Consider the following 25,978-nt stretch of genomic DNA (forward strand, 5'->3'; position numbering starts at 1 on the left):
AAAATATATACAGTTTAATGGAGAAGAAGGCAGTATGAAAGATTTATTGAAATATTTCAAGGGCTATATCAGAGAGTCTTTGCTGGGGCCCTTGTTCAAGCTCTTGGAGGCCAGTTTTGAACTCTTGGTTCCGGTTTTGATTGCGGGGATTGTGGACGAGACAATTCCTAGACACGACAGCTCCCATCTCTACTGGATGGTTTTTCTTTTGATGAGCTTGGCTGCGCTGGGCGTAGTGGTAGCGGTGGTGGCCCAGTATTATTCATCAAAGGTAGCTGTGGGCTTTACTCGTCAGATGACAGGTGACCTCTATCAAAAGATTCTGCGCTTGCCCAAGGCTAGTCGGGATGAGTTGACGACTTCTAGCTTGGTGACTCGACTGACCAGCGACACCTATCAGATTCAGACGGGAATCAATCAATTTCTTCGTCTCTTTCTGCGAGCGCCTATCATCGTTTTTGGCTCCATCATTATGGCCTTTACTATCAGTCCGGTCATTACCTTATGGTTCTTGCTCATGGTGGCAATTTTAACGGCTATTATCGTTTTCATGTCTCGTCTGATGAATCCTCTCTATGCCAAAATTCGCCAGCTGACAGATCAATTGGTCAATTTGACGCGTGAGCAACTGCAGGGCATGCGGGTCATACGCGCTTTCGGTCAGACCCAGCGCGAGGTTCAGACCTTTCGCAATCGCAATGAGCTCTATAAAACCTGGCAAATCAGGACGGGAGCTCTGGCTAGTCTGATTAGTCCTCTGACCTTTCTTACGGTCAATGGTACCCTGATTGCTGTGATTTGGCAGGGGAATAGCTTTATCGGCAAGGGCTTGTTGACCCAGGGGATGCTAGTGGCCTTGGTCAATTATTTATTGCAGATTTTGGTGGAATTGCTCAAGCTAGCTATGCTAGTCAATTCTCTCAATCAAAGCTATATCAGTGCAGGTCGTATCAGTCAAGTCTTCGAGCAAGCAGAAGAAGATGTCCTACAGGAATTAGTGCAGGAAACGGCTCTGCCAGATCAAGCCATTAAAGTCCAGCAGGTCAGCTTTTCCTATCCAAATGCAGCTAGTCCAGCCTTGACTGGTCTGACTTTTGATTTGAAAAGAGGTCAGACTTTGGGGGTTATTGGCGGGACAGGTTCAGGTAAGTCTACTCTGGTTCAGCTGCTGGCTCATCTCTATCCTGTGGCTGCTGGTCAGTTGACCATCTTTTTCCAAGGACGCAGTCCTAAAAATCTCAGAGAATGGCGGTCTTGGATTAGTCTGGTGCCTCAGAAGGCGGAGCTTTTCCAAGGAACCGTTCGCTCCAATCTGACCTTGGGCATGTCAACCAAGCCAACAGACGCAGACCTATGGCAGGCTTTAGAGATTGCTCAGGCAGCGGACTTTGTCTCTCAGAAGGAAGGTGGCTTGGATGCGACTGTAGAGGCCTTTGGTCGGAATTTTTCTGGTGGTCAGCGTCAGCGTTTAACCATTGCCAGAGCTGTCTTGCGGAGGGCGCCTTTCTTGGTTTTAGATGATGCGACCTCAGCTCTGGACTATCTGACAGAGGCTAGGCTTTTGCAGTCTATTAAGAATGAATTGACAGAGACCAGTCTGGTCTTGATCTCTCAGCGGACCAATAGCTTGCGCTCAGCGGATCAAATCTTAGTCCTAGATAAGGGAGAACAGGTGGCTCTTGGTAGCCATGAGGAACTCTTAGTCAGCTCTGCCATTTACCGAGAAATCCATCACTCACAGCATAGTCAAGGAGAGGAGGGAAAGCATGAAGCATAAGACACCACCTAGCAGCTTGAGGCATTTGACTCGAGACTTGCTGCAGGCGCGCTGGCTCTTTCTCCTAGCTAGTCTGGGAACGGTGGCTCAAGTAGCTCTGACTGTTCTTCTTCCAGTTTTAATCGGAAATGCGGTTGATAGTGTTCTACTTCCTCAAGCGGACCAGCATTTGATGCCGATTTTGGGTCAGATGCTGTTGGTTATCTTAGCCAATACGCTGATTCAGTGGTTCAATCCCTTGCTCTATAATCAGTTGGTCTATCGCTATAGCCAGCAGCTCCGACAGGGTGTTATCAAGAAAGTACACTATCTGCCTTTGGCCTATCTGGATCGGCAGGGAACTGGCGACTTGGTTAGTCGGGTGACGACGGACTTGGAGCAGCTCAGCAATGGCCTACTTATGGTTTTCAATCAATTTTTTGTGGGTTTGCTGACAATTTTAGTGACCATCATTAGCATGACCAGATTGGACTTTTTCCTCTTGCTTTTGGTTCTGCTTTTGACGCCCCTTTCTCTTTTCTTAGCTCGCTTTATTGCTAGAAAGAGTTTTAGCTTTTTCCAACGGCAGACGCAGGCGAGAGGAGCACAGACCCAGCTGATTGAGGAAAGCCTGACTCAGGAAAGTCTGATACAGGCTTTTAATGCTCAGGAGCAGTTTGATACAGCTTTTACTCGAAGTAATCAAACTTATGCAGACTATTCGCAGGCGGCTATTTTCTATTCTTCGACAGTCAATCCTTCGACTCGTTTTATCAATGCCCTGATTTATGCTTTGATTGTAGGCTTTGGGGCTGTCCGAATCATTCAGGGAACAGGTTTTACGGTTGGGCAGCTGGTAACTTTTCTCAACTACGTCAACCAGTACACCAAGCCTTTCAACGATATATCGTCAGTCATGTCGGAATTGCAGAGCGCTTTAGCTTGTGCGGAGCGAATTTACAGCGTTTTGGACCAAGAAGAAATAGCAGAGTCTGGTCAGGAAATCCTCCAGTCGGAAGATGTCAGAGGACAGATTAGCTTTGAGCATGTGGCTTTTGGCTATGAGCCTGGAAAAGAGCTGATTCAGGATTTGAATATAAGGATTCCAGCAGCTAGCAAGGTCGCAATTGTCGGGCCAACTGGTGCTGGCAAGTCTACCTTGATCAATCTCCTCATGCGCTTTTACAATGTTGACAGTGGTCTTATTTCGCTAGACGATGTTCCCATCAGTCATTACACCAGAGCTTCTTATCGTCAGCAGTTTGGCATGGTACTGCAGGAGACTTGGCTCAAGACGGCGACCATTCATGACAACATAGCTTTTGGCCGGCCAGATGCCAGCCGAGAAGAGGTTATTGCAGCTGCCAAGGCGGCCAATGCTCATTTCTTTATCCAGCAGCTGCCTCAGGGGTACGACACCTACCTAGCGGATGCTGGGGACTCCCTTTCTCAAGGTCAGCGGCAGCTCTTGACCATTGCCCGTGTCTTCCTGGCTGTTCCTAAAATCCTAATCTTGGATGAGGCGACTTCCTCCATTGATACTCGGACAGAAGTCTTGATTCAGGAGGCTTTCAGCAAGCTCATGGTGGGTCGTACTAGCTTCATCATTGCCCATCGCCTGTCCACTATTCAAAATGCTGACATCATCCTCGTCATGGTAGACGGTGATATCGTCGAACATGGGAATCACCAGGAGCTCATGGATGCCAGAGGTGTTTATTACCAAATGCAGACGGCGCAGGAGTAGAAGGGGAGCTTTATTAAAGTTCACAGATTGATGCTAAACAGAATTAAAAGAGTTGGAATTTCCAACTCTTTTTGCTTATAGTGTAACTTCCTCAAACCCTGTCTCCGTCAGTCGATAAATTTTCTGGCAGACTTCTTTGAGAAAGATCCGATCGTGTGTGACAGCGATAATGGCGCCAGGATAGGTTGCCAACAGATGGCGAACCTGCGGCTGAGAGGTGGGAGAGAAGTTGCGGGTTGGCTCGTCCAGCAGGAGGACATTGGGACGGTCTAGGACTAGTTTGAGCAGGAGTAGCTTGGCTTTTTGACCGCCGGAAAGCTGCCCAATCGGGTGGCGGGCCTCGTCGCGCGTGAACTGGAGACTGGCTAGATGCGTCAGGATTTTCTCCTCCTGGGACTTGTCGCCAGAGGGAGCCAGAAAATCCAAAGGGCTGCTCTCATCAGCCAGCAAGTCACCATAATGCTGGGGCATGTAGCCTACTCGCATGTCTGTCCGCTCACGCAGGATCTTCCATATTTCCTTAAGCAGAGAAGACTTGCCTACACCATTAGCACCAATCAGCCCGATTTTTTCCTGGCCGCAGACTTCCAGAGTCAGGTTCTCCGCCAGTTGTCGTTCGTTTGTTTCCAGTTTCATTCCTTCTAATTTCAGGATTCTTTTGGTCAATGGCAGAGCTTCTATGTCTGAGAAGTGAAGGCTGATGGCATCTTCCAGTGTCGGAATTTCGGTCATTTCAGCACCTGCCTTTTCAAATCGTTTGCCCTGTGAGAGGACGTTTTTCATCTTCTTGGCCACCAGTCGACCTGCAGTAGCGTCATGGGTGTTTCGTAAAGTATGCTCTACACTCTGCTTAACCCGTCGATGTTTTTCCATGGTCTTGGCGTGTTCTTCCCGCTCTTTCCGTGCCAATTGACCTTGTTTTTCAAAGGCCTCCTGACGCTGATGGCGGTAATTTTCATAGTCCAGACTCTTGACGCTGGTTCTAGCTTCCTGCTTCTTTTTGATTCGTTCCAGATGAACAATCTTGGTCGCAGCTTGAGCGAGGAAGTGTTCGTCGTGAGAGACGAAAAGGACTGTTCTCTGGCTATGGCTGATAAAGTTTTCCAGCCATGTCAGAGTTTCGAGATCAAGGTCATTAGAGGGCTCGTCAAGAAAGAGAATGTCCCAATCGCTGGCTAGTTTCTTGATGAGTTGGACCTTGAGCTTTTCGCCTCCAGATAGGCTAGAGAGCCGCTGCTGACTGGCAAAACGCTGACTGTCAAAGTTGAGCTCTCCAGCATAGCGGTAGAGCTTGGCATAGTCCAGCTCGGTCTCAAAATCAGCAAAGAAATAATCATTGAGCGTTAGTTGGGCATCCTCTGAAGGCAGCTGCTGGGGCAGGTAGACAGCAGCAGTATAGGACTTATCAATCTGTCCGCTGTAGCTGACATAGGAGCTGACCAGTCGCTCGTCTAGCAAGAGCTTGAGCAGGGTGGACTTGCCATTGCCCTCCTCACCGATAATAGCGACCTTGTCTCCTTGATTGACGGTCAGTGACAAATCTTTGACTAACTCCTTCAGGTCTTTTAGATGGGTAATGGTTAGATTTCTTATTTGAAGCATAGATGTCTCCTTCGTTTTATAACACAAAATACAGCCCTGCTTTATTTAGCAGAGCTGTTTTTAGTTGCACAAAGCAGACACAGGAGTGTCTAAGTAGGATTATTCGTCTATAGGCTTCCAGCTTACACTGTCATAGGAGCGACAGGATTAATCTAAAGATAAGCAAATAAAAGCTAGAAAGCACCAAAAACGAACATCCCGCGGATATGCAGAAACATGACAAAATCTACTAAATAAAGTTTCCTTTAAAAAATAGACTTAATTTTTCATGTCTCCGTGTACCTCCGAAATAATTCTGTCTTAAGTCTAGCAAAAGATAGCAGATTCGTCAAGCGCTTTCAAATAAATAAAAATTTTTAAAAGATTTTTGGAGCAAATTTTTATAAACTCTCTAAGAATATTGATTTCAAGGCTTTTAAGCTGATTTTGATATATAATTTTTTAATTATATAAAAATTTGACATATACCGGGAAATTATATATAATCGTCTTGTATATAAAAATTATATATATAAAATGATTATACAAATAGGCCTAAAATTTGTAAAAGATAAGAAGAGCTGGAATGTGATAGATTCCGGTCGTCATTTTAAATTGTATCTAAGGAGTAAGAAACCATGCCAAAAACGTTATTTCTCTGGCTTTTGACAGTCCTAAGCTTAGGGCTAGTAAAAACGCCTCAAGCTAAGACGATGGAGCAATCTTTGAAGTCTAACATGGCAGTCATTCAGATTAGCCAAAAAATTCAGGACTATGTCAAGAAAGATGAAGCGACAAGGGTGGCTGTAGAAGCAGTGACTTTTGATTAGATATCGTAAATTATTGCATAAGAAAGGAGAAAGCTATGTTAAGAATTTTTATCCGAATGGTATACAGAAGTATCGCCTATGCGATTGTTGAAGCTAAATAGAAAGGAAATATCATGAAAAAATCATTTATTCTAACGCTTCTAACGATTATAACTCTAGGACTCTTCCGGCCAGTTACCGCCTTGGCTGAGGATCAGAAGTTGCCGTCTGGTACAGAGCGCAGCCAAATCGGTCAGAAAATCCAAGACTTTGTCAAGGAACATGAAAAGACAACGGCAGGTATGGCAACAACCGTTTTTGACAAGGACGGGACCATTTACCAAGGTAATTTTGGCTATATGAACAAGGAAAAAGGCATTAAAGCCGACGACAACAGCGTCTTTGAATGGGGGTCAGTAGGGAAACTAACTATCTGGGTCTCCGTCATGCAGCTCTGGGAAGAGGGCAAGATTGACCTTGACGAAGACATTCGCACCTATCTGCCAGAGAGATTTATGAAGACTTTGCGCTACGACAAGCCCGTTACTATGACAGACCTCATGAACCATCAGGCCGGCTTTGGTGAGTCTACCCACGCCTACAAGGAAGATAAGGGCTTGTCTATTGAGGAGATTCTGGCAGTTAATCAGCCAGAACAGTCTTACGAACCAGGCACCATGACAGCCTACTCAAACTTTTCTGCCGGTCTGGCAGCCTACATCGTCGAGCGAATCTCTGGTCAGGACTTCTCAACCTATGTCCATGAACATATCTTCCAACCACTAGGAATGAAAGACACAGCTCTATCAGCCGACTTTAAGGAAAACCCAAAGATTTACCAGAAGCGGATGGAGCAAATCTCTTATCGGGTGGACGGTCAGACATCTATGGGAACTAGCTATTTTCATCTAGGACTTTACCCAGCAGGGAATGCCGTCTCCACTTTGGCTGACTTCCAGAAGTTTGCCCAAGCGCTTTTGAAGAAAGAAAAGCTCTTCAAGCATGCTGAGACTTGGACAACTCTCTACACTGCAACATCGAATTATCCAGGAACGGATATGCCGCTCAATATGCACGGCTTTTGGACACGGGAGTACGGCACGACGCTTGTTGGCCATGGAGGAAACTCGACTGGCTACTCATCTTATATTCTGCTGGACTTGAAAAATGGTATAGGTATGACCGTTATGACGAATCAAGATCATGAGTTGGTTTATAACTATGAAATGCCAGCCTTGGTTTTTGGACCTAAGAAAAAGACGGACTCAGCCACCTTTGACAAATTCCAGTCTGGAAATTACCGATCTGCTCGCTACTTTGCCAGTGGTCCTATGTCTATCTCCAGAACCTTGCTTTACACTCAGTTTGTTGAGAAATCCAAGGACAATCCGCTTTTGAGTCAGAATTTTTCAGTAGTCAGCGGTAGTGGAGACGAGACTAAGGTAACAGCTTCCTATGGTGACAACTTCAGAGTCAAGGATAGCGAGATTCTGAAAGACTGGTCCTTGCTTATTTCAGCGGCAGTCGGAATTGTTTTCAGTATCATTCTCTTTTTGGCACGGGGCGGACTGGATCTCTTCCGCTTTGCATTCAAAAAAGGTCAATCTAAAACACCAAAATCTCTTCGTATCTGGACTTACCTAACTTCTTTAGCTGGAGTAGGTGTGGCTATAAACTTCCTCCTCCTCTTTAACACATTTGCTACCGACGATCTGAGCTTTCTAGCTAGCTGGCGCTACATGGTCTTTGCCGGCTTAGGTCTAATTTTAGCTGGCTGTGCGGTCTTCCCGCTTCTGACCAAGGCAAGAAAAGGACTGAGCAAGAGCCGACTTTTCTTGACGGTCATGACTAGTCTGTCAGCTCTGGTCATCGTTGTCAATATTCTCTACTGGTCCCTCTATCAGTGGTGGGCATTGTGATTATTTTCCCGTCTTCTTTTGGTGAATGGACTATCTCATGAGGGAAACCGTTTGATTAATTCTTTTTACAATTTTAAAGTTAGTGATTTTTCAACAGGAGCTGAAGTACAATAGCTGTCTTTTATACAGAGCGCGGCTAAATGAGGCAAAAAATCAAGGACCTTATCAGAGTACAAAAATCAAACCATTTAAAGGAGAAAGTTCTATGACCAATGAAACAAGAAGCAAACCACAACCAAAACTAGTCTGGCCTTTCCTAGTCTGGAACTTCGGATGGACTTGGGGATTTATGTTGCTAGCGATCATTCTCAAAAATCTCTGGCCGGAAAATCCACCTATACTCTATCTGGCTCTGGAAGGCCTCCTAACGAGTCTCAGTATGTTCGGACCGGTGATAGCAAGCCTAATAGTGCTGAAAATAAAAGGCTTCAAAGCCATCTGTTCCTTTATCTTCTCAAGCAAGAAAGGGACTTGGCTCTATCTCCTACTCTTCAGTGGAGGTCTGGCTGTGACTTTTGCATTAGCTTCCGGAGGCAAGCTGGTAGATGGGTCTCTGCTTTCATTTATTGGATCCTTTATCTACCTTATGACCTTGGCTGGTGGCATGGAAGAGCCTGGCTGGCGAGGCTTTCTGCAGCCGGCTTTGGAAAAGAAGTTCTCTATGCTTATCGCCTCCTCAATAACTGGACTAGCTTGGGCTTGCTGGCATATTCCTCTCTGGTTTTATGACCGCTTTTATGATCGAAGTCAGAATCCCTTTCTAGTCTTTATCATTGGATGTATCATCCAGTCCATCTGGTTTGCTGCACTGCATAAGAAGACGAAATCTGTCCTTGCCTGTATGGTTTTCCATGCCCTGCTAGACATTCTGATAGAAACCTTTGTCGGCATCAACCTAGCTGATAAGTTTGATTTCTCTCAGGTTAACTCCCTCTTTTACCTTGGCGGCTTGGGCATTCTGACCCTTTACAGTATTTATCTCTGGTATCGGGCGGATAAGGAAGAGAAAAACGCATGATTAAAAAACAAGAATAGCCTGATTCTAAAATTAAAAGGAGACTGTACAAATTATCTGACCTTAGCTCATATGAATCTTTGAGTCGAACAGAAAGGAAATGCTATGAAAAAATCATTTATTCTGACACTTTTAACGATTATAACTCTAGGAATCTTCCGACCGACCGCTGCTTTAGCTGACTCGCAGAAGCTGCCGTCTGGTACGGACCGTAGCCAAATCGGTCAGAAAATCCAAGACTTTGTCAAGGAACATGAAAAGACAACGGCCGGCATGGCAACAGCAGTCTTTGATAAAAACGGAACCATCTACAAGGGAAATTTTGGCTATGTGGACAAGGAAAACAAAGTCAAAGTTGACGATGACAGTGTTTTTGAATGGGCTTCAATCACTAAACTGACGGTCTGGGTGTCGGTCATGCAGCTCTGGGAAGAGGGCAAAATCGACCTGGAAGCAGACATCAAAACTTATCTGCCAGAAGGCTTTCTCCGCAATCTTCGCTATGATAAGCCTATCACCATGCTGGATCTGATGAACCATCAGGCTGGCTTTGATGAAATGCCACTCTACAAAAAGGGAGACAAGAGCGACTTGGAAGAGCAGTTCCGCGATTACCAGCCTATTCAGTCCTTTGAGCCGGGTACGACGACATCATACTCTAACTTCAGCACGGCTTTGGCATCTTATATCGTGGAGCGGATATCTGGGCAGAAGTATGCAGACTATGTCCATGAGCATGTTTTTGAGCCGCTGGACATGGATCGGACTGCTATCTTGCCTGACTTATCGGACAATGCCTATGTACAGGAGAAGCGCAAGGAGGACAAGGGCTATGATGACCAAGGTAAGCTCTTGGGAGATACACCATTTAAGCTCTGGATGTACCCAGTCGGAGGGGCTGTGGGGACTCTAGGAGACCTGCAGAAATTCGCCCAAGCCTTGCTGGAACGTAAGACGCTCTTTCATCGTCCAGAAACTTGGACCGAGCTTTACTCAACAACCTCTACCCACCCTGGTACGGATATTGTTCGTAATGCTCATGGCTTTTGGGCCAGTCACTACGGTGTTACCTTGCTGGGACACAGTGGTAATGCTGATGGCTTTTCTAGCTATCTCTACTTAGATCTGAAAAATGGCATCGGCCAAGTCATCTTAACCAACCAACTATATGAACAAGTTTACAATGTTCAAATGCCGGAGCTGATATTTGGCAAGATGCAGACTGTCAGCGAAGCTACTAAAAAGCAATTCAAGCCTGGCTCTTACCACTATCTGAGAAGCTATAATAGGGGGCCGCTGTCCTTCATGCTCATGATGCCCGGCGCTATCCAAAAGATCAACAAAGTCTCAGATCAGCCGGATCTGCTGAGCACTTTCTGGACTATTGACCGAAGCCAAGGTGCTGACCGCCTCGAATTCGGTGTCCTTAATGCAGAAAGGATTTCCGATTCAGTTCTCTTTAGACATTATCTAGTCGTGTTTCTCGGAGGTCTGGCACTCGTGTTTGCTCTGGGAAATGTCTTGATCAGTTTTCTGATTGGCGGTTTCCGTCTCATCCTGCGTAAAGCAAAAAGTTCGGCTCCTCGCTCTTGGAAGGTCTGGAATTACCTGACTTCTTTAGGAATGATCCTTTTTGCAGGCAATCTCATTCTGCTTTTACTGGCTGCCATGAATCAGGACTACTCAATTGTTCAATCTTGGCGCTATATGGTCTTTGCTGGTCTGGGCCTATTTTTAGCAGGCTGTGCAGTCTATCCGCTCTTTAGCAAGACTCGAAAGGGTCTCGGAAAAGGTCGCCTCTTCCTGACAGTTCTGACTAGTCTATCTGCCCTGGCTATTGTTGCCAATATCCTCTACTGGTCGCTTTATCAGTGGTGGGTGATGTGATATAAGTTGCTTGTCTTCCTTTGGAAAGGCGGGCTTTGTCTGTGTAATTCTGCAAAGGAGTATCTCATGAAAAAAACATTTATTTTCACACTTCTAACTATTTTGACATTGGGGCTTTTTCGCCCAGTCACTGCGCTAGCTGAAGAGCAGAAGTTGCCTTCGGGCATAGAGCGCAGCCAAATTGGCCAGAAGATTCAAGACTATGTCAAAGAGCACGAAAAGACAACAGCCGGCATGGCAACAGCTGTCTTTGACAAAGACGGCACTATCTATCAAGGAAACTTCGGCTATATGGATAAGGAAAAGGGAGTCAAAGCTGATGATGACAGTGTCTTTGAATGGGGCTCCGTGACCAAGCTGACCGTCTGGATCTCTGTCATGCAGCTCTGGGAGCAAGGTAAGATTGACCTAGAAGAAGACATCCGCACCTATCTGCCGAAGGGCTTTCTTAGAAATCTCCGCTATGACAAGCCCATTACTATGCTAGATTTGATGAACCATCAGTCTGGATTTGACGAAGCTCCTCTCTATATGCAAGGGGGCAAGAGTTTAGAGGATTTGCTGCTTCAATATCAGCCGGCTCAGTCCTTTGAGCCGGGTACAACGACAGCTTATTCCAACTACAGTACTGGATTGGCGGCCTACATTGTGGAGCAAATTTCTGGGCAATCTTTTGTTGATTATACCCACGAGCATATCTTCCAGCCACTGGGCATGGAGAGAACGGCCATAGCGCAAGACTTGTCTGACAATGCTTATGTCCAAGCCAAGCGCAAGGAAGTAAAAGGATATGCGACAGATGGCAGCCTGTTAGGCGATGCTCTTTATGAAGTTGGCTTGTATCCTGTTGGTCGGGCAACAGGAACATTGAGTGATTTTCAAAAATTTGCTCAGGCCCTGCTAAGTCGTAAAACTCTCTTTACTCGGTCGGAGACTTGGACGACTCTCTATTCGACGACAGCAACCTATCCTGATACAGACATCGTTCGTAATGCTCATGGCTTCTGGGCCAGTGAATTTGCAGTTACAGTGCTAGGGCACGGAGGAAATACAAATGGTTTTTCCAGCTATCTCCTGCTGGATCTGAAGGATGGTATCGGTCAGGTGATCATGACTAATCAAGGCGTAGAAGAAATTTATAATGATGGCATGCCAGAATTGATTTTCGGAAAACGTCCGACAGCCAGTGCAGAGACTCAGAAAAAGTTCGAACCTGGCTACTATCAAATCCTTCGGAATTTTAACCAAGGTCCGCTTTCTTTGTATCAGCTCTTTCCAGGTAATTTGCTTCATATGAAGAAGCCGTCTTCGGAGCGAATGGATCGTTCGTTTTGGACTATTTATAAAAGTGGAAATGGCAAAACGCGAATCGCTACTCCAGTCAGTGATTTCGAGAAAGTCCCTGACTGGGAAATCTGGACTAAGTTTAGCTTAATTGCTTTGGCTGCTCTTAGTGTCGTTTACGCTTTGGGCAATCTACTTGTTCGGCTTGTGCTAGTCCTTTATCGACTGGTCTTTGGCAAGGCGAAAAGCAAGCAAAATCGAGCTTGGAAATGGTGGCGCATCTTGACAGCTGCAGGAGTAGTGGCCGTGGCTTGCAATTTACTCTTGCTCCTACTTAGCTCAAGTGCTACGGATCTCAGTATCATCGCTCAGTGGCGTTACATCCTCTTTGCCGGTCTGGGACTGTTCTTAGCAGGATGTGCGGTTTATCCGCTCTTTAGCAAGGCTCGAAAAGGTCTCGGAAAAGGTCGTCTCTTCCTGACGGTTCTGACTAGTCTATCTGCACTCGCTATCGTAGCCAATATTCTCTATTGGTCACTTTACCAATGGTGGATGATGTAGTTTAAAAATTATGAAACAAGAAAAGAGCCGGCATATAAGCTGGCTCTTCGTTTGGTTTTATACATTCAGTACCTTGTCCAAGAAGTCTTTAAGACGTGGATGCTGCGGATTATCGAAGATTTGGTCAGGCTTTCCGTCTTCTAGGAATTCCCCATCAGCGGTAAAGATAACGCGGTTGGCTACCTGACGGGCAAAGCCCATCTCATGGGTCACAATCAGCATGGTCATACCTTGCTGGGCCAGATCCTTCATAACGTTGAGAACGTCGCCGACCATTTCTGGGTCAAGGGCAGAAGTAGGCTCATCAAAGAGCATGATGTCTGGATTCATAGCCAGACCTCGAGCAATTGCCACCCGCTGCTTTTGACCGCCGGATAGACTGTCAGGGCTGGCATCAGCCTTATCAGCCAAGCCAACCTTTTCCAAAAGCTCCATCCCCAGCTTATTTGCTTCGTCTTGAGTCAAGCGCTTGTGCTCAACAGGAGCAAAGGTGATATTTTCCAGAACGGTCATGTGCGGGAAAAGGTTGAAGTGCTGGAAGACCATACCGATATTTTCACGGACCAGATCCACATCAGTCTTTTTGTCGGTCAGATCAAAGCCATCAACCGTGATGGTTCCGCTGGTCACTTCCTCTAGCAGGTTGAGACTGCGCAGGAAGGTTGACTTACCAGATCCAGAAGGGCCGATGATACAGACCACATCTCCCTCGTAGAATTTAGCAGTAATCCCTTTTAGGACTTCGTTTTCCCCGTAATATTTATGAAGATCGTTCACATCGATTTTTAATTTTGCCATTACTTAATCCTCTTTTCTAAGCGTTTTGCCAAGCGGGTCAAGAGCGTGATAATGATGAGATAGAGCACAGCTAGGATAGCATACATCCGGAAACTCTGATAGTTGCGAGCGATGATGTCCTTACCCGTTTTGAAGAGCTCGGCCAGTCCAATAGCTGAGACAATCGTTGTATCCTTGAGTGCGATGACAAACTGATTGACAAAGTTTGGCAGCATAATCTTAGTCGCCTGTGGCAGGATAATCTTGCGCATGGTCTTGGAGTAGGAAATCCCTAGGCTGCGGCTGGCTTCCATCTGCCCAACAGGAACGGCCTGGATACCTCCACGGACAATTTCAGCGATATAGGCGCCGGCATTGAGAGAGAGGGCGATGGTTCCTGCAACGAAAGCATTGATTGGGCTTTGTTGACCAGTCATGGATTCGATTAGGTTAGGAATTCCCCAGAAGATAAAGGCGGCCACAATCATCAGTGGAATACCACGAATGACATCGACAAAGATTTCTGCAATCCAGCGCAGCGGTTTATAAGGGCTGACGCTGAACATACCAAAGATAATCCCAATGACCATAGCAATCGCAAATGAAATCAGGGCCAAAGCAATCGTCACTCCTAGACCTTTAAGAAGTTCTTGGTAGTTATTTTGCAGCAAGCCCCAAATAGTGGACTCATCTACTGTGGATTCCTTTTCCTCGCTAGCCAGATACTTGTCTAAAATCTCTTGGTACTTGCCGCTTTCTTTGAGGTTGGCCAGTCCATTGTTAAACATCTCAATCAGCTCAGGATTGCTGCCTTTTTTAACTGCGAAAGCGACTTGGCCGCTCGGTGTACCTTCAATAGGTGTTTTAAGCTTCTTGCCTTGTTTGATAGCGTATTTGACAACAGGCTCATCGTCCATCACAGCTGCGACAGAGCCAGTATTAAGGCTATCATACATGGAAGCTGCATCTGAGAAAGTTTTGATAGAGTAGCCGTACTTACTCTTGTTTTCCTCAAGGAAAGTCTGAGAAGCGGTACCAGTTTTGACACCGACTGTCTTGCCCTTGAGTTCTTCGTAGGACTTGATATTACTGCTGTCCTTGACTGCCAAGATAGAGTTGGCTGTGTAGTAAGGGTCAGAATAGTCAAAAGTTTTCTTACGGGCATCTGTGACAGACATACCGGCGATAATTCCATCAGCCTGACCGGTCTGAACGCTATTAATAGCTGCATCAAAGCCAGGGTTAGTTACTTCCACAGTAAAGCCTTGGTCTTTGGCAATAGCCTTAATCAGCTCCATGTCAATCCCAGTGTATTGGTTGCTGTCATCTTGGAAGACAAATGGAGCAAAAGATGAGTCGCTGGCAATAATGTATTTGTCTTTTGTCGGACTAGCTTTTTGACCAGCAGGAGTAGAAGTCTCTGGAACAGCTGAGTCAGAGCTGCCTTTAGAAGCCGTCCATTTATTAATGATTTCTTCCAGACTGCCGTCTTCCTTCATCTGTGCCAAGGCTTCGTTAAACTCAGTAACTAAATGCTCGTGCTTGCTGCCTTTTTTGACACCGAAAGCAAAACTTCCAACAGCCTCACCCTTCATAGAAATTTTTAGGTTTTGGCCTTGATTGATGGCGTACTCAATGACAGGCTGATCGTCCATCACTGCATCGACATCACCAGCAGAAAGGCTGTTATACATCAAGTCACCTGTGTCAAAGGTTTTGAGAGTGTAGCCGTATTTGTCCTTGTTCTTCTCAAGAAAACGTTGGGCAGCTGTTCCGGTTTTGACACCGACTTTCTTTCCTTTCAGCTGTTCATATTTGCTGATGGTGTTTGCCTTGGTCGTCGCGATAACGACCTTGGTGTCGTAGTAGGTATCAGACATGGTAAAGACTTTTTCGCGCTCGCTTGTCTTGGTCATACCAGCCATGATGGCATCCGCCTGGCCGGCTTGGACGGCATTGACAGCTGCATCGAAGCCTGGGAAGCTCATGTCAATGTCCCAGCCCTTGATTTCTGCGACCTTGTTGATGATATCAACATCAATCCCCTTGTATGATTGATCAGAATCTTTAAATTCAAATGGTGCGTAAGCAGTATCGGATACGATTTTGACCGTATCTGCCTGGGCTGTTGCCCCTAACGCAAAAAATGGAAATAATGTTAGCAAAACTGCTAAGAATTTTTTCTTCATTTTCTTCCTCCTTTTTAGCATTCTAGCATTATAGCAAAAAAACACTGATTAGGCAAATTTCTCCTGTTTTTATGTTAGGTTTTCTGACATAAAAACTCTCCACATTTCTCAAAAATACCCGCAACTTTTCTTTGTACTTAAAGCAAAGTCTGCTATACTGGAAATGAATGAAAGCAAGGATAGAATGAGGTTCTTATGAAAAAATCACGTATCTTGGACGGAGTCAATCAAGCTCGCTTTGTCCCTCCTTATATTTTGTCTCTTTTACTGGCAGTTGTTTTCGTGCAAGGGGGTCAGCAGTTGGCCTATCTTGCTTTGGAGCCAATTTCGGCTGTACTTAGTCTTATGCTAGGTTTCTTAGGTCAAGGCGGATTCTTTGAAATCTTCTTCAATTTTGCCTTGCCTTTTCTTTTGTTCGGCTTTGTTTTTATGATACTGGCTCTCTTTCTTTGGGTGCGCTGGGCTGAAGGACGACCGCTCGCAACTCTGGGCTTTGTCAAAAAAGGAAGTTTAGTAGAGCTAGTCAAAGGATTGGCAGTAGGTTTTCTCCTCTTTAGTCTAGTTGCTCTGCTTATGCTGTTGAGTGGAGCTGGATCTTTTGAATGGGGACAGCTGACACTGGAACCTTTTCTCTATATCTTGATTTTGCTTCCGCTTTGGATGATTCAGGGCGGGGCAGAAGAGTTAGTGACACGCGCTTGGCTGCTGCCAGTTGCTGTCAAAAAGACCAACCTCCCCATCGGTTTGCTGACTTCAAGCCTGCTCTTTGCCCTCTTGCACCTAGGCAATCCAGATATTGGTATTCTCCCCATTGTTAACATTGCTTTATTTGGGCTCTTTGCAAGTCTCTATCTGCTCTGGACGGACAATGTCTGGCGGATTATAGGACTTCATACTGCTTGGAACTTTAGCCAAGGCAATATCTATGGTTTCACCGTTAGTGGTACTGGTGTGGACGCGGCAGCATTGAACTTTATACCTAAGACGGACTCGAGATGGCTGACTGGTGGAGCTTTCGGCGCTGAAGCTTCTATTTTCAGCTCGCTCATTCTCTTGCTGGCTGTCCTCTATTTGCTTCTAAAGATGAAAAAAGACGGTAGCTTGACAGAGATAGTGGGAAAGACACAATAACTGTCCGAACGGTTCTCTTTTGCTCACCCTAAAATAATATGCTATAATAAATTAAAATGAGGAAAGGAATAATTATATGTTTAAATCTCGTATGTTGGATGCTATCAAGCAATCGCGTTATATTCCGCCGGTTTGGTTGGCTATCTTGATTGCTATTGGCTTTGTTTATGGAGGAGGAATTTTAAGTTTTGTCGGAATGTTACCAATTGGTATCATTGTCGGACTCTTGTTTGGCTTTGCAGATCCGACGATTAATCGGACAGAAGCAATGGCAGCCATTAGTCACTATACGGTCTTTTTTCAGCTAGCTGGTTTCTTTTTTATCGCTCTCACTGTCTTTTTATGGGTTCGATATCGTGAGAAGCGTCCTTTTTCTAGTTTGGGATTTTATAAACAAGACTGGTTCAAAAATCTCCTAAAAGGCTTCCTTATCGGAGCGGTTCAGTTTTCACTGGTTGTTGTCTTGCTCTTGGTAACGGGGACAGGCAGTCTGAAACTAGGTCAGCTTAACTTGCAGTCTTTGATTTTTGTCCTAGCTATCATTCCTTTCTGGATTCTCCAAGGTGGGACAGAAGAGCTAGTGACGCGTGGTTGGCTCTTTCCAGTAGTTAGTGCTAAGTCAAATATCTTCATTGGTATCTTGATTTCCAGTGCACTATTCGGGGCTCTGCACCTCTTTAACCCTGGTGTGACCGTTCTTTCTATTGTCAATATCATACTAGACGGTATCTTTGCTTGTTTCCTTATGCTCAAGTATGACAATATGTGGGTACTGGCTGGTATGCACGGCGCTTGGAATTTTGTGCAAGGGAATATCTATGGTATTCAGGTCAGTGGCCAAGGAGCATCTACCTCAATCTTGAACTATAACTCACAATCTTCTGTGGATTTGCTGTCCGGTGGAGCTTTTGGTGCTGAAGGATCTATTTTTTCCAGTATCGTCCTGATTGGCTGCATTGCCTATCTCTACTGGTCACTAAAAAAAGAAAATCGCCTGCCTCAGGCGCTGATCTTTAAGAAATAAGCATTTCGCCCAGTTGAGCTGGGCTTTTTTATGTCTTTTAATGAGATGTATGACAAGGGAAAGACGATGGTAGAAGCGTGGCCATTCTACCTACACCCAAATCCAGAGAAAATAGGGCAAATATGGTAAAATGATAGAAGCACAATTTGAGGAATAAAAGATGATTAACAGAATAACAGATAATAAATTTGAATTGGTTTCTAAGTATGAGCCTTCAGGAGATCAGCCCCAGGCTATCGAGCAGCTGGTGGATAACATCGAGGGGGGCGAGAAGGCCCAGATTCTCATGGGGGCGACTGGTACTGGTAAGACCTATACCATGAGTCAGGTTATCGCTCAGGTCAACAAGCCGACTCTGGTTATCGCCCATAATAAAACGCTGGCCGGCCAGCTTTATGGTGAGTTCAAGGAGTTCTTCCCCAATAACGCGGTGGAATACTTCGTTTCCTACTATGATTACTACCAGCCTGAGGCCTATGTGCCTTCCAGCGATACATATATCGAAAAGGATAGCTCGGTCAATGACGAGATTGACAAGCTCCGTCACTCAGCGACATCAGCTCTCTTGGAGCGCAATGACGTGATTGTCGTGGCTTCGGTCTCTTGTATCTATGGTCTGGGATCGCCTAAGGAATACTCCGATAGTGTAGTTAGCCTGCGTCCTGGCCTAGAGATTTCTCGTGACAAGCTGCTTAATGACTTGGTGGATATCCAGTTTGAGCGTAATGACATTGACTTTCAGCGGGGGAAATTCCGGGTTCGAGGTGATGTAGTGGAGATATTCCCAGCTTCTCGGGATGAGCATGCCTTTCGAGTGGAGTTTTTCGGAGATGAGATTGACCGGATTCGTGAGGTTGAAGCCTTGACAGGTCGAGTCTTGGGTGAGGTGGACCATTTGGCCATCTTCCCAGCCACTCACTTCGTGACCAATGAAGACCACATGGAAGTAGCCATTGCCAAAATTCAGGCGGAACTGGAGGAGCAGCTGGCTATCTTTGAGAAGGAAGGCAAGCTTCTGGAAGCTCAGCGCTTGAAGCAACGCACAGAGTATGATATCGAAATGCTGCGCGAGATGGGCTATACGAATGGAGTTGAGAACTATTCTCGCCACATGGATGGTCGAAGCGAAGGAGAGCCACCTTATACCCTTCTGGACTTTTTCCCTGATGATTTCTTGATTATGATTGATGAGAGTCACATGACCATGGGACAGATTCGGGGTATGTACAATGGTGACCGCTCTCGTAAGGAGATGCTGGTTAATTATGGTTTCCGCTTGCCGTCTGCCTTGGACAACCGTCCGTTGCGCCGGGAGGAGTTTGAGAGCCATGTTCACCAGATTGTCTATGTATCGGCTACGCCGGGCGACTATGAAAATGAACAGACGGATACTGTTATCGAGCAGATTATCCGGCCGACAGGGCTTCTGGATCCAGAGGTGGAAGTCCGCCCAACCATGGGGCAAATTGATGATCTTTTGGGCGAAATCAATGCTCGTGTCGAAAAGAATGAGCGTACCTTTATCACAACCCTGACCAAGAAGATGGCGGAAGATTTGACGGACTACTTCAAAGAAATGGGAGTCAAGGTCAAGTATATGCACTCGGACATCAAGACCTTGGAGCGGACTGAGATTATCCGAGACCTGCGCTTGGGTGTCTTTGACGTTCTAGTTGGGATAAACCTGCTGCGCGAGGGAATCGACGTGCCCGAGGTTAGTCTGGTGGCAATTCTTGATGCAGACAAGGAAGGCTTCCTCCGCAACGAGCGCGGTCTTATCCAGACCATTGGCCGGGCAGCTCGCAACAGCGAAGGTCATGTGATTATGTATGCCGACACCATGACCCAGTCCATGCAGCGGGCTATTGATGAAACTGCCCGCCGTCGGGCAATCCAGATGGCATATAATGAAGAGCATGGCATTGTACCGCAGACCATCAAGAAAGAAATCCGTGACCTAATCAGCGTGACCAAGGCTGCCCTGCCAGACAAGGAAGAAACCGTCGAAATCGAAAGCCTCAACAAGCAAGAACGCAAGGACATGATTAAGAAACTGGAAGTCCAAATGCAAGAAGCTGCTGGACTTCTGGACTTCGAACTGGCGGCGCAGATTCGCGATATGATTCTGGAAATAAAGGCGATGGATTAGAAAATATAGTTAGCACCAAAGTTGCAAGCTAAGCTCTTAATTGCTTCTCTAGTCAATGAGTCACTATGTGAAAAAAAGTTAGAGAAGTTTAAGTGGGGGAATTGAAGTGAAAAAGGATTTAATTAAACTAATATTTATTTTCTTTATTTCAATTTTTGTCATAGGCATGTTACCTATAGTTCAATTTATTTGGGCATTTATGCCGACAAAACTTGTTACAAAAGAGGAAAAGCAGCATATTGAATATGTTGTGAACACAGCTTTTGAAGATAATTTAGGATTGAAGGTTAAGAACATAGAGATTCCAACTTGGGTTAGTCATGTTACTTATCAATATTATGTAAAAGTTCAATTGACAGAAGAGGCGGACAAAATTTTAACAGATAAGTTAGAAGAAAGAACTTATTCCTATTACTCTAATAGCGATGATGAACCATCTTCGATACTAACAAATCTTATCTTTTCTTATGTCTTAGATACAAATTCCCATCCTATGTTAAATACCTTATATTTTGACAAAGAGTCTGTTCTAAAGCCAGTGAAATTTAAGGAGCTGAGAACAGATTTAGATTACGATGTAACTGATGACCAAAAAGGATTTTATCGTGATTTAGTTCAAATTAAAAAAGAACTAAAGTATAACCCCAAGACAGAAAAGTATGACGCATCAGCAGAGGAAATAAAGAAATTGAGAAAAGATATGATTCAATTGTCAGAAAAGTATGGAGCTCAATTGAGTTTGTATCTCAATCTGGAAGGTCGAATTCCTGATGGTGCGACTCTAACTGATTATGTTGATTTTGCTACCTTACCTAAAAATGTTCATGTAGTTGTTTGGGGAGAAAATGGGAAATTAGATAGCAATGGTTTTCAGGCGGAATAATTTAGATAGCGATATAATTTTTTGCATAGAACTAAAAACCATATAAAAAAGATTTATTCCTTAAAAATTGATAATTCGAATAAAGTTTAAATATCTATCTAGAAATAAACGAGGAGCACTATATGCGTTATGCACTTTTACTCCGTGGCATCAATGTCGGCGGGAAAAACAAGGTCGTGATGGCTGATTTGAAGAAGGATTTGGCTGGGTTGGGTTTTGAAAATCCGGTTTCCTACATCAATAGCGGCAATCTTTTCTTTGATAGCGAGGAGCAGGAGGAGAGGATTCGGGAGAGCTTGACTGCTTATTTCAGTCGGTCTTACGATTTTTCTCTGCCTTTTGTCCTTGTCAGCTCTGCCATGCTTGAAAAAGAAATAGCCAATCTTCCTGCTTGGTGGCAGGATGAAACAGCCTTTCGGCGCGATGTTCTCTTTTATCTGCCAGAGGTAGACAGGGAAAGCGTTCAAGACCTAGCAGGCAGTTGGGCGAATGACAAGGAGCAACTGCATTTTGGACAGGCGGCATTCTTTTATAGCAATGCTGACCAAGCGGATTATCTCAAGTCCAACTACCATAAGAAACTGCTCAAGTCCAGTTTCTACAAGCAACTGACTATCCGGAACGGCAAGACTTTCCAGAAGATTGTGGAGTTGGTGAATGAAAAGTAAAACCAAAAAGAAAAATAAAAGAAAAGTAAAAGTTCAGGAGAACAAGTTTATTCTTTGGTTGGAAAAACATTGGCTAGTAGAAGCTCTTTTAGGTTATATATTCTTTATAATGGTTGCGATTGGAGTGGGATTTTTAACATTTGGAAATAAGTCTATTCCGGGTCCGCTTCGAGAGTTTAAATATGTTAGCCTTTTGTATATAAATTTGGTTTTCTTGATTGCTCTTCCATATTATTCCTGGTTTGGAAGTCTAAGAGAAGAAGGCTTCAACACGTTGAAAGGTTTTTCAGAAGTTTTTCTTTATCTTAATGGTCTACTTTTTCTTTTGCATTATTTTATAGGAATAGAATTAGAAGACGGAGAGGGATTTCTGCCACCATTGTGGAACTTGAATCCTCGCTATGTTTGGTTTCCGATTGCTACCTATCTAATCTTTTTCTTCATTCCAGCGTTAACGATGTTGATTTTGAAATATAATGAAAAAAAGAGGAAAAATCATGACAAAAGAAAATCTGTCTAAATTATTTTCATTTAAAACACTCTATCTGGCCTTGCTAACCTTTGTCATTCTTCATTTGATTTTGTTACCTTTTGGTCAATCCTTTACTCCAGTTTTGTGGAATAGTTGGTTTCTTATTCTTTGTTTGACCTTCTTTATCCATCCTTGGATAGTCTTTTTTAGGACAAGAGATTTTCACTGGTATCACCTTATTTTTCAATTATTCAGTGGATTGGTGGCGCTTTATCTTTGGTTTTCGGCATTCTTTACTTTGTCAATTATCTCGGATCCAGCCATTCCCATTAATATAGACTATCATATACAAGATAAAGAAATCATCATTGTCAGAGGTTTTGTGGTCCATAGTACCTATGAACATCATGAATTGATCAATCCCTTTATCATGAAGTTAGAAGTAAAATACAACGAAGATATGTTTTAATAACTTAGAAAGTGAGAAAATTTATGTCCCGTTCCCAAGAAACAATCCTAACAAACATCTGCCTTGTTGAAGATGTGTCGCGAGGTAAAGTCCTGGTCCAATACCGTTCCCCTGAACGAAATCACTGGTCTGGATATGCTTTTCCTGGTGGGCATATTGAGAAGGGTGAGTCTCTCCATGATGCGGTTGTCCGAGAGATTTTAGAGGAAACAGGTTTGACTATTGCTCATCCAAAACTGGTTGGGGTAAAGAACTGGCATACGGATGAAGGGGTTCGCTACATTGTCTTTTGTTACAAAGCGACCGAATTTTCTGGTCAGATTCACTCGACTGAAGAGGGCGAGATTTCTTGGGTAGACAAGGATAGCCTGCCACAGCTGGACTTGGCTTACGATATGCTGGAACTACTACGTATGATGGAAGATGAGGAATTATCCGAATATTACTATCACGAGCGCATAGCAGGTGGTTGGCGCAAGAGTATGTATTAAAAAGACTGATTAGGTTGGGGCCTAATCAGTCTTTTTCTTTCTTCCTATTCATTCCTGTAAAAATCCTAGGTCTCTCAAGGCGGACTCTACATAGTCCAAATCCTGCTGGGAGTCGGCTTGTACTAGGTGATAGTGGACTCCATCTGTCAGCTCAGATAAGGGGCGAAAGGCACAGGATGCGACCTGTTGGAGAAAATGCTGGACATCTCGGCGGCAGGTCAGCTTCAAGTAAGTCTGGATTTCGCCGTAAACCGGATGCTCAATCAAAATAGTCTGTACGCGGCCGCCATTATCCACGATAGCCAGCAGCTCGTCCTCCATATCCTCAGCCCCATGCTTAACCTTGAAGAGCTGATGAACAGCAGTATTTTCTTGGCCGTCTTTGTAAAGATAGCCACGATTAGTTGAGAGGATGGGGGCATCATCAGCCCGCAAGAGTGCAATATCTTGTACGATAATCTGTCTGGTCACATGGAAATGCTCCGCCAGTGACTGGCCATTGAGGGCAGTAGATGATGTTTTCAAAAGGTCTAATAGTTCTTCTCGTCTTTGCTTGGTCATAGCTTCATTGTAAACCAAAAGTCAGGAATCTTCAAGCTCTAGCGAATCTTTTTCAGAGCTTGATAGATGAACTTAGCAATGACAAAGTCGACCATGCTATGAATGACCGTACCAAGTCCAACCAGACCAAATAAGATATAGAAAGCATTAGCAGGATAGGCAGACGTTGTGTAAAAGAGGATGCAGACGACCACTTCGCCAAAGGCATGAATCAAGGCTAGTAGGAAATTAAATATCCAAGTCTTCTTCTGGCTGTCCAGTGTGTCCGGGTGTTTTTGCAGATAAAGAGCGCCGATGCTAGCAAAGAGCAAGTGGGATAGGGCTCTGAGCGTGATGATAAAAGGAAGTCCGGACATAAAAAATCCAATAGTGGAGCCAATCACGACAATCACCGTCATGAGAGGGGAGATAAACATAGCCAAAAAGATAGCGACATGACTGGCTAAGGTGAAGGAAGCGGGCGGAATGACAATTTTAATCGGCATAACTAGCGGGATAACAATAGCTAGTGCAGTCAAAAAAGCGGTCAGCGTCATAAACTGATTTTTAGATTTTGGTTTCATAGTGACTCCTTTTTATCTGTATATACATTAGTATAGTACACTGTTTTTGCAGAAAGGTCAAGACCTGTAGGAAATCCTAAAAGAGATTTGTCAAAATCCTTAAAATAGCTTATACTAGAAAGGTGTGGAAATAGGAGCAAACTAGATTTTTAGGATTTAGTTGACCTTCACATTGATTAGTGTTCTGCTGGACTTGAAAAATGAAAGAAGAGCTTAATCATATAGAGAAGGCTGGTATGGAATTTAGCAGCCTTGACTAGAAATGGAGAAAAAATGAACAACTTACCAAACTGCCCCAAATGTAATTCGGAGTATGTCTACGAAGATGGAACGCTCTTGGTCTGCCCAGAGTGCGCCTATGAGTGGAATCCAGCTGAAGTTCAAGAAGCAGAAGAAGGACCAGTTGCAATTGATGTTAATGGCAATAAGCTGGCTGATGGAGATACAGTTACCTTGATTAAGGACCTGAAGGTCAAAGGAGCACCTAAGGATCTCAAGCAAGGAACGCGCGTGAAAAATATCCGCATTGTAGAAGGCGACCATAATATCGACTGTAAGATTGACGGCTTCGGTGCGATGAAGCTCAAGTCAGAGTTTGTTAAGAAAATTTGAGGTCTCTATGAATCGTCGTTTTATCTTAATTTATCGAATTATTCTTTTTATTCTCGCCTTTCTAGGTGTGTATCTGGAAATCACTAAGTATGGCGCGGGCATGCTCATGTACTATACGGTTTTGTCCAATCTCTTGGTCCTGCTCTTTACGGGCTATCTTGTCTATCTGATGATGAGACCTGGCGATGCTTGGAAGGCACCGAAAATCTTGAGAATCAAGGGCGGGGTAACCATGTCCATCATGATTACTTGTGTCGTTTATCACCTCTTGCTAGCCCCAATTGCGACAGATTTTTACCGCCTAGAGAATTTTTTATGTCATTATATAGTACCCTTGGCGTTTCTTCTGGATACAGTAATCTTTGACAAATCGCGCCAGTACCGTTGGTTTGATCCGATTTCTTGGACAAGTGTGCCTTTGGTCTATATGGCCTTTGCTCTCTTTAATGGCTTTTTCTTGAAAATAGATATTCCAAGATCCAAGGACAATCCATTTCCCTACTTTTTCCTCAATGTCTTTAAGAAAGGCTGGCCCTATGTCATCCAGATGTGTCTGATTATTTTTGTAGCCTACCTGATCTTTGGTTTTGTCTTTTACGGGATAAAATCCATCTCTTTCTCAAAGAAGAAGACTTCTTAGAGACATGTTACTGTAGATGAAAAATAGATTTCACTAATCCTTACCCAGTCAAGCTGAAAAAATATAATTTTTTTCTTGAAATAGTTTTGAATTTGTGATATAGTATAAAAAATTAAATAATCCTTTAATTCTATCCAGAGAGATAGACAAGGAGCAAGTAAAAAGATGGGTGGAGTGTAAGCAAGTGCGTCTTGTTTTAGCTTGCCTGACTAGATTTTTCTGAAGTCTCCTTGTAATAAGGAGACTTTTTCTGTTGTTTGAGGAGGAAAGAATGAAAACAAAAGAAGTTGTCGATGACATCACCATGAACCGTGCGATTACGCGGATTACCTATGAAATCATCGAGCGCAACAAGGACTTGAACCAAGTAGTCTTGGCTGGCATTAAGACCCGCGGGGTTCACTTGGCACACCGCATTCAGAAGCGGTTGGCTCAGTTGGAGAATATCGATATTCCAGTCGCGGAAGTAGACACCAAGCCTTTTCGCGATGATATCAAGGTTGAGGAAGATACGACAGTGATTCCAGTAGATATTACCGACCGTCAAGTAATCCTGATCGATGATGTTCTTTACACAGGACGAACCATTCGAGCGGCTATTGACAATCTGGTCAGTCATGGACGGCCTTCTCGGGTTGGTCTGGCTGTCTTGGTAGACCGTGGTCACCGCGAACTGCCCATTCGGGCAGACTATGTCGGCAAGAACATTCCGACTAGCCAAACTGAGGAGATTATCGTTGAGATGACCGAAACTGACGGTCAAGATCGCGTGTTGATTATGGGGGAGTAA

Annotated in this window: 23 protein-coding genes; 18 read left to right on the forward strand and 5 right to left on the reverse strand. The window is 44.4% G+C overall.

The genetic code is table 11. The features are described from left to right. Nucleotides 1-34: 34 nt before the first annotated feature. Nucleotides 35-1,777 carry an ABC transporter ATP-binding protein gene (locus tag J1C91_RS04890; protein ID WP_032912437.1) on the forward strand — a complete coding sequence of 581 codons (1,743 nt, stop codon included), beginning with the start codon at nt 35-37 and terminating at the stop codon, nt 1,775-1,777. After that, nucleotides 1,767-3,503, forward strand: coding sequence for an ABC transporter ATP-binding protein (locus tag J1C91_RS04895; protein WP_125439418.1), 1,737 nt, complete (start codon nt 1,767-1,769; stop codon nt 3,501-3,503). Before J1C91_RS04890 ends, J1C91_RS04895 begins: the two co-directional genes overlap by 11 nt. A gap of 75 nt (nt 3,504-3,578) precedes the next feature. On the opposite strand, the gene J1C91_RS04900 is transcribed toward J1C91_RS04895, so the two are convergent. Continuing rightward, a complete protein-coding gene (locus J1C91_RS04900; protein WP_002909535.1) occupies nt 3,579-5,105 on the reverse strand; it encodes an ATP-binding cassette domain-containing protein in 1,527 nt (508 codons plus the stop codon). Between the two features lie 617 nt (nt 5,106-5,722). Between J1C91_RS04900 and J1C91_RS04905 the strand changes: the two genes are divergently transcribed. The 5 genes from J1C91_RS04905 (at nt 5,723) to J1C91_RS04925 (ending at nt 12,559) form a co-directional block, all read left to right on the forward strand. Next, nucleotides 5,723-5,914 (forward strand): hypothetical protein, encoded by a 192-nt coding sequence (locus tag J1C91_RS04905; protein WP_002909537.1) that lies wholly within the window; start codon nt 5,723-5,725, stop codon nt 5,912-5,914. Between the two features lie 113 nt (nt 5,915-6,027). Continuing rightward, complete coding sequence (locus J1C91_RS04910) at nt 6,028-7,812, forward strand: serine hydrolase domain-containing protein (protein ID WP_125439420.1); 1,785 nt, start codon at nt 6,028-6,030, stop codon at nt 7,810-7,812. 205 nt (nt 7,813-8,017) lie between these two features. After that, nucleotides 8,018-8,830 (forward strand): CPBP family intramembrane glutamic endopeptidase, encoded by an 813-nt coding sequence (locus J1C91_RS04915; RefSeq protein ID WP_185761354.1) that lies wholly within the window; start codon nt 8,018-8,020, stop codon nt 8,828-8,830. Between the two features lie 102 nt (nt 8,831-8,932). Continuing rightward, the gene (locus J1C91_RS04920) at nt 8,933-10,714 is read left to right on the forward strand and encodes a serine hydrolase domain-containing protein (RefSeq protein WP_125439424.1); all 1,782 of its coding nucleotides are present in this window, start codon (nt 8,933-8,935) and stop codon (nt 10,712-10,714) included. A gap of 66 nt (nt 10,715-10,780) precedes the next feature. Beyond that, nucleotides 10,781-12,559, forward strand: coding sequence for a serine hydrolase domain-containing protein (locus tag J1C91_RS04925; protein ID WP_125439426.1), 1,779 nt, complete (start codon nt 10,781-10,783; stop codon nt 12,557-12,559). A gap of 57 nt (nt 12,560-12,616) precedes the next feature. Here J1C91_RS04925 and J1C91_RS04930 read toward each other — a convergent pair whose 3' ends face one another. Both J1C91_RS04930 and J1C91_RS04935 read right to left on the reverse strand, forming a co-directional pair. Beyond that, nucleotides 12,617-13,357: an amino acid ABC transporter ATP-binding protein gene (locus J1C91_RS04930; protein ID WP_002895249.1), complete on the reverse strand. Its 741-nt coding sequence runs from the start codon at nt 13,355-13,357 to the stop codon at nt 12,617-12,619. Beyond that, the gene (locus tag J1C91_RS04935; protein ID WP_032912438.1) at nt 13,357-15,525 is read right to left on the reverse strand and encodes an ABC transporter substrate-binding protein/permease; all 2,169 of its coding nucleotides are present in this window, start codon (nt 15,523-15,525) and stop codon (nt 13,357-13,359) included. The genes J1C91_RS04930 and J1C91_RS04935 overlap by 1 nt, the downstream gene beginning before the upstream one ends. Nucleotides 15,526-15,720: 195 nt before the next feature. On the opposite strand from J1C91_RS04935, the gene J1C91_RS04940 reads away from it, so the two are divergent. The 8 genes from J1C91_RS04940 (at nt 15,721) to J1C91_RS04975 (ending at nt 22,812) form a co-directional block, all read left to right on the forward strand. Next, nucleotides 15,721-16,656: a CPBP family intramembrane glutamic endopeptidase gene (locus J1C91_RS04940; protein ID WP_002909553.1), complete on the forward strand. Its 936-nt coding sequence runs from the start codon at nt 15,721-15,723 to the stop codon at nt 16,654-16,656. 76 nt (nt 16,657-16,732) lie between these two features. Further along, nucleotides 16,733-17,680 (forward strand): CPBP family intramembrane glutamic endopeptidase, encoded by a 948-nt coding sequence (locus J1C91_RS04945; protein WP_125439428.1) that lies wholly within the window; start codon nt 16,733-16,735, stop codon nt 17,678-17,680. Nucleotides 17,681-17,840: 160 nt separating this feature from the next. Beyond that, the gene (gene uvrB / locus J1C91_RS04950) at nt 17,841-19,829 is read left to right on the forward strand and encodes an excinuclease ABC subunit UvrB (protein WP_002909557.1); all 1,989 of its coding nucleotides are present in this window, start codon (nt 17,841-17,843) and stop codon (nt 19,827-19,829) included. A gap of 106 nt (nt 19,830-19,935) precedes the next feature. After that, nucleotides 19,936-20,712, forward strand: a complete 777-nt coding sequence (locus tag J1C91_RS04955; protein WP_002909559.1) for a hypothetical protein — start codon at nt 19,936-19,938, stop codon at nt 20,710-20,712. A gap of 122 nt (nt 20,713-20,834) precedes the next feature. After that, complete coding sequence (locus J1C91_RS04960) at nt 20,835-21,380, forward strand: DUF1697 domain-containing protein (protein WP_002909561.1); 546 nt, start codon at nt 20,835-20,837, stop codon at nt 21,378-21,380. Beyond that, nucleotides 21,370-21,900 (forward strand): hypothetical protein, encoded by a 531-nt coding sequence (locus tag J1C91_RS04965; RefSeq protein ID WP_002909562.1) that lies wholly within the window; start codon nt 21,370-21,372, stop codon nt 21,898-21,900. Before J1C91_RS04960 ends, J1C91_RS04965 begins: the two co-directional genes overlap by 11 nt. Next, nucleotides 21,878-22,321, forward strand: coding sequence for a hypothetical protein (locus J1C91_RS04970; RefSeq protein ID WP_002909563.1), 444 nt, complete (start codon nt 21,878-21,880; stop codon nt 22,319-22,321). Before J1C91_RS04965 ends, J1C91_RS04970 begins: the two co-directional genes overlap by 23 nt. A 23-nt stretch (nt 22,322-22,344) precedes the next feature. Continuing rightward, a complete protein-coding gene (locus tag J1C91_RS04975; protein WP_002909564.1) occupies nt 22,345-22,812 on the forward strand; it encodes an 8-oxo-dGTP diphosphatase in 468 nt (155 codons plus the stop codon). Nucleotides 22,813-22,860: 48 nt separating this feature from the next. Here the strand turns inward: J1C91_RS04975 and J1C91_RS04980 are convergent, their stop codons facing one another. Together J1C91_RS04980 and J1C91_RS04985 are read right to left on the reverse strand one after the other, a co-directional pair. Next, on the reverse strand, nt 22,861-23,391 hold the full coding sequence (locus J1C91_RS04980; RefSeq protein ID WP_002909565.1) for a transcription repressor NadR: 531 nt from the start codon (nt 23,389-23,391) through the stop codon (nt 22,861-22,863). A 20-nt stretch (nt 23,392-23,411) separates the two neighbouring features. Beyond that, complete coding sequence (locus J1C91_RS04985; RefSeq protein WP_002909567.1) at nt 23,412-23,936, reverse strand: ECF transporter S component; 525 nt, start codon at nt 23,934-23,936, stop codon at nt 23,412-23,414. 273 nt (nt 23,937-24,209) lie between these two features. On the opposite strand from J1C91_RS04985, the gene J1C91_RS04990 reads away from it, so the two are divergent. The 3 genes from J1C91_RS04990 to pyrR all read left to right on the forward strand — a co-directional run bounded on the left by J1C91_RS04990 (nt 24,210) and on the right by pyrR (nt 25,978). Further along, nucleotides 24,210-24,548, forward strand: a complete 339-nt coding sequence (locus J1C91_RS04990) for a zinc ribbon domain-containing protein YjdM (protein WP_002909568.1) — start codon at nt 24,210-24,212, stop codon at nt 24,546-24,548. Between the two features lie 7 nt (nt 24,549-24,555). After that, entirely contained in the window at nt 24,556-25,188 is a 633-nt protein-coding gene (locus tag J1C91_RS04995; protein WP_002909569.1) for a Pr6Pr family membrane protein, read from the forward strand. A 271-nt stretch (nt 25,189-25,459) separates the two neighbouring features. Continuing rightward, nucleotides 25,460-25,978, forward strand: coding sequence for a bifunctional pyr operon transcriptional regulator/uracil phosphoribosyltransferase PyrR (gene pyrR, locus J1C91_RS05000; protein ID WP_002904664.1), 519 nt, complete (start codon nt 25,460-25,462; stop codon nt 25,976-25,978).

Origin of the sequence: Streptococcus sanguinis, assembly GCF_050222175.1 — a bacterium.
Classification (GTDB): Bacteria; Bacillota; Bacilli; order Lactobacillales; family Streptococcaceae; genus Streptococcus; species Streptococcus sanguinis_M.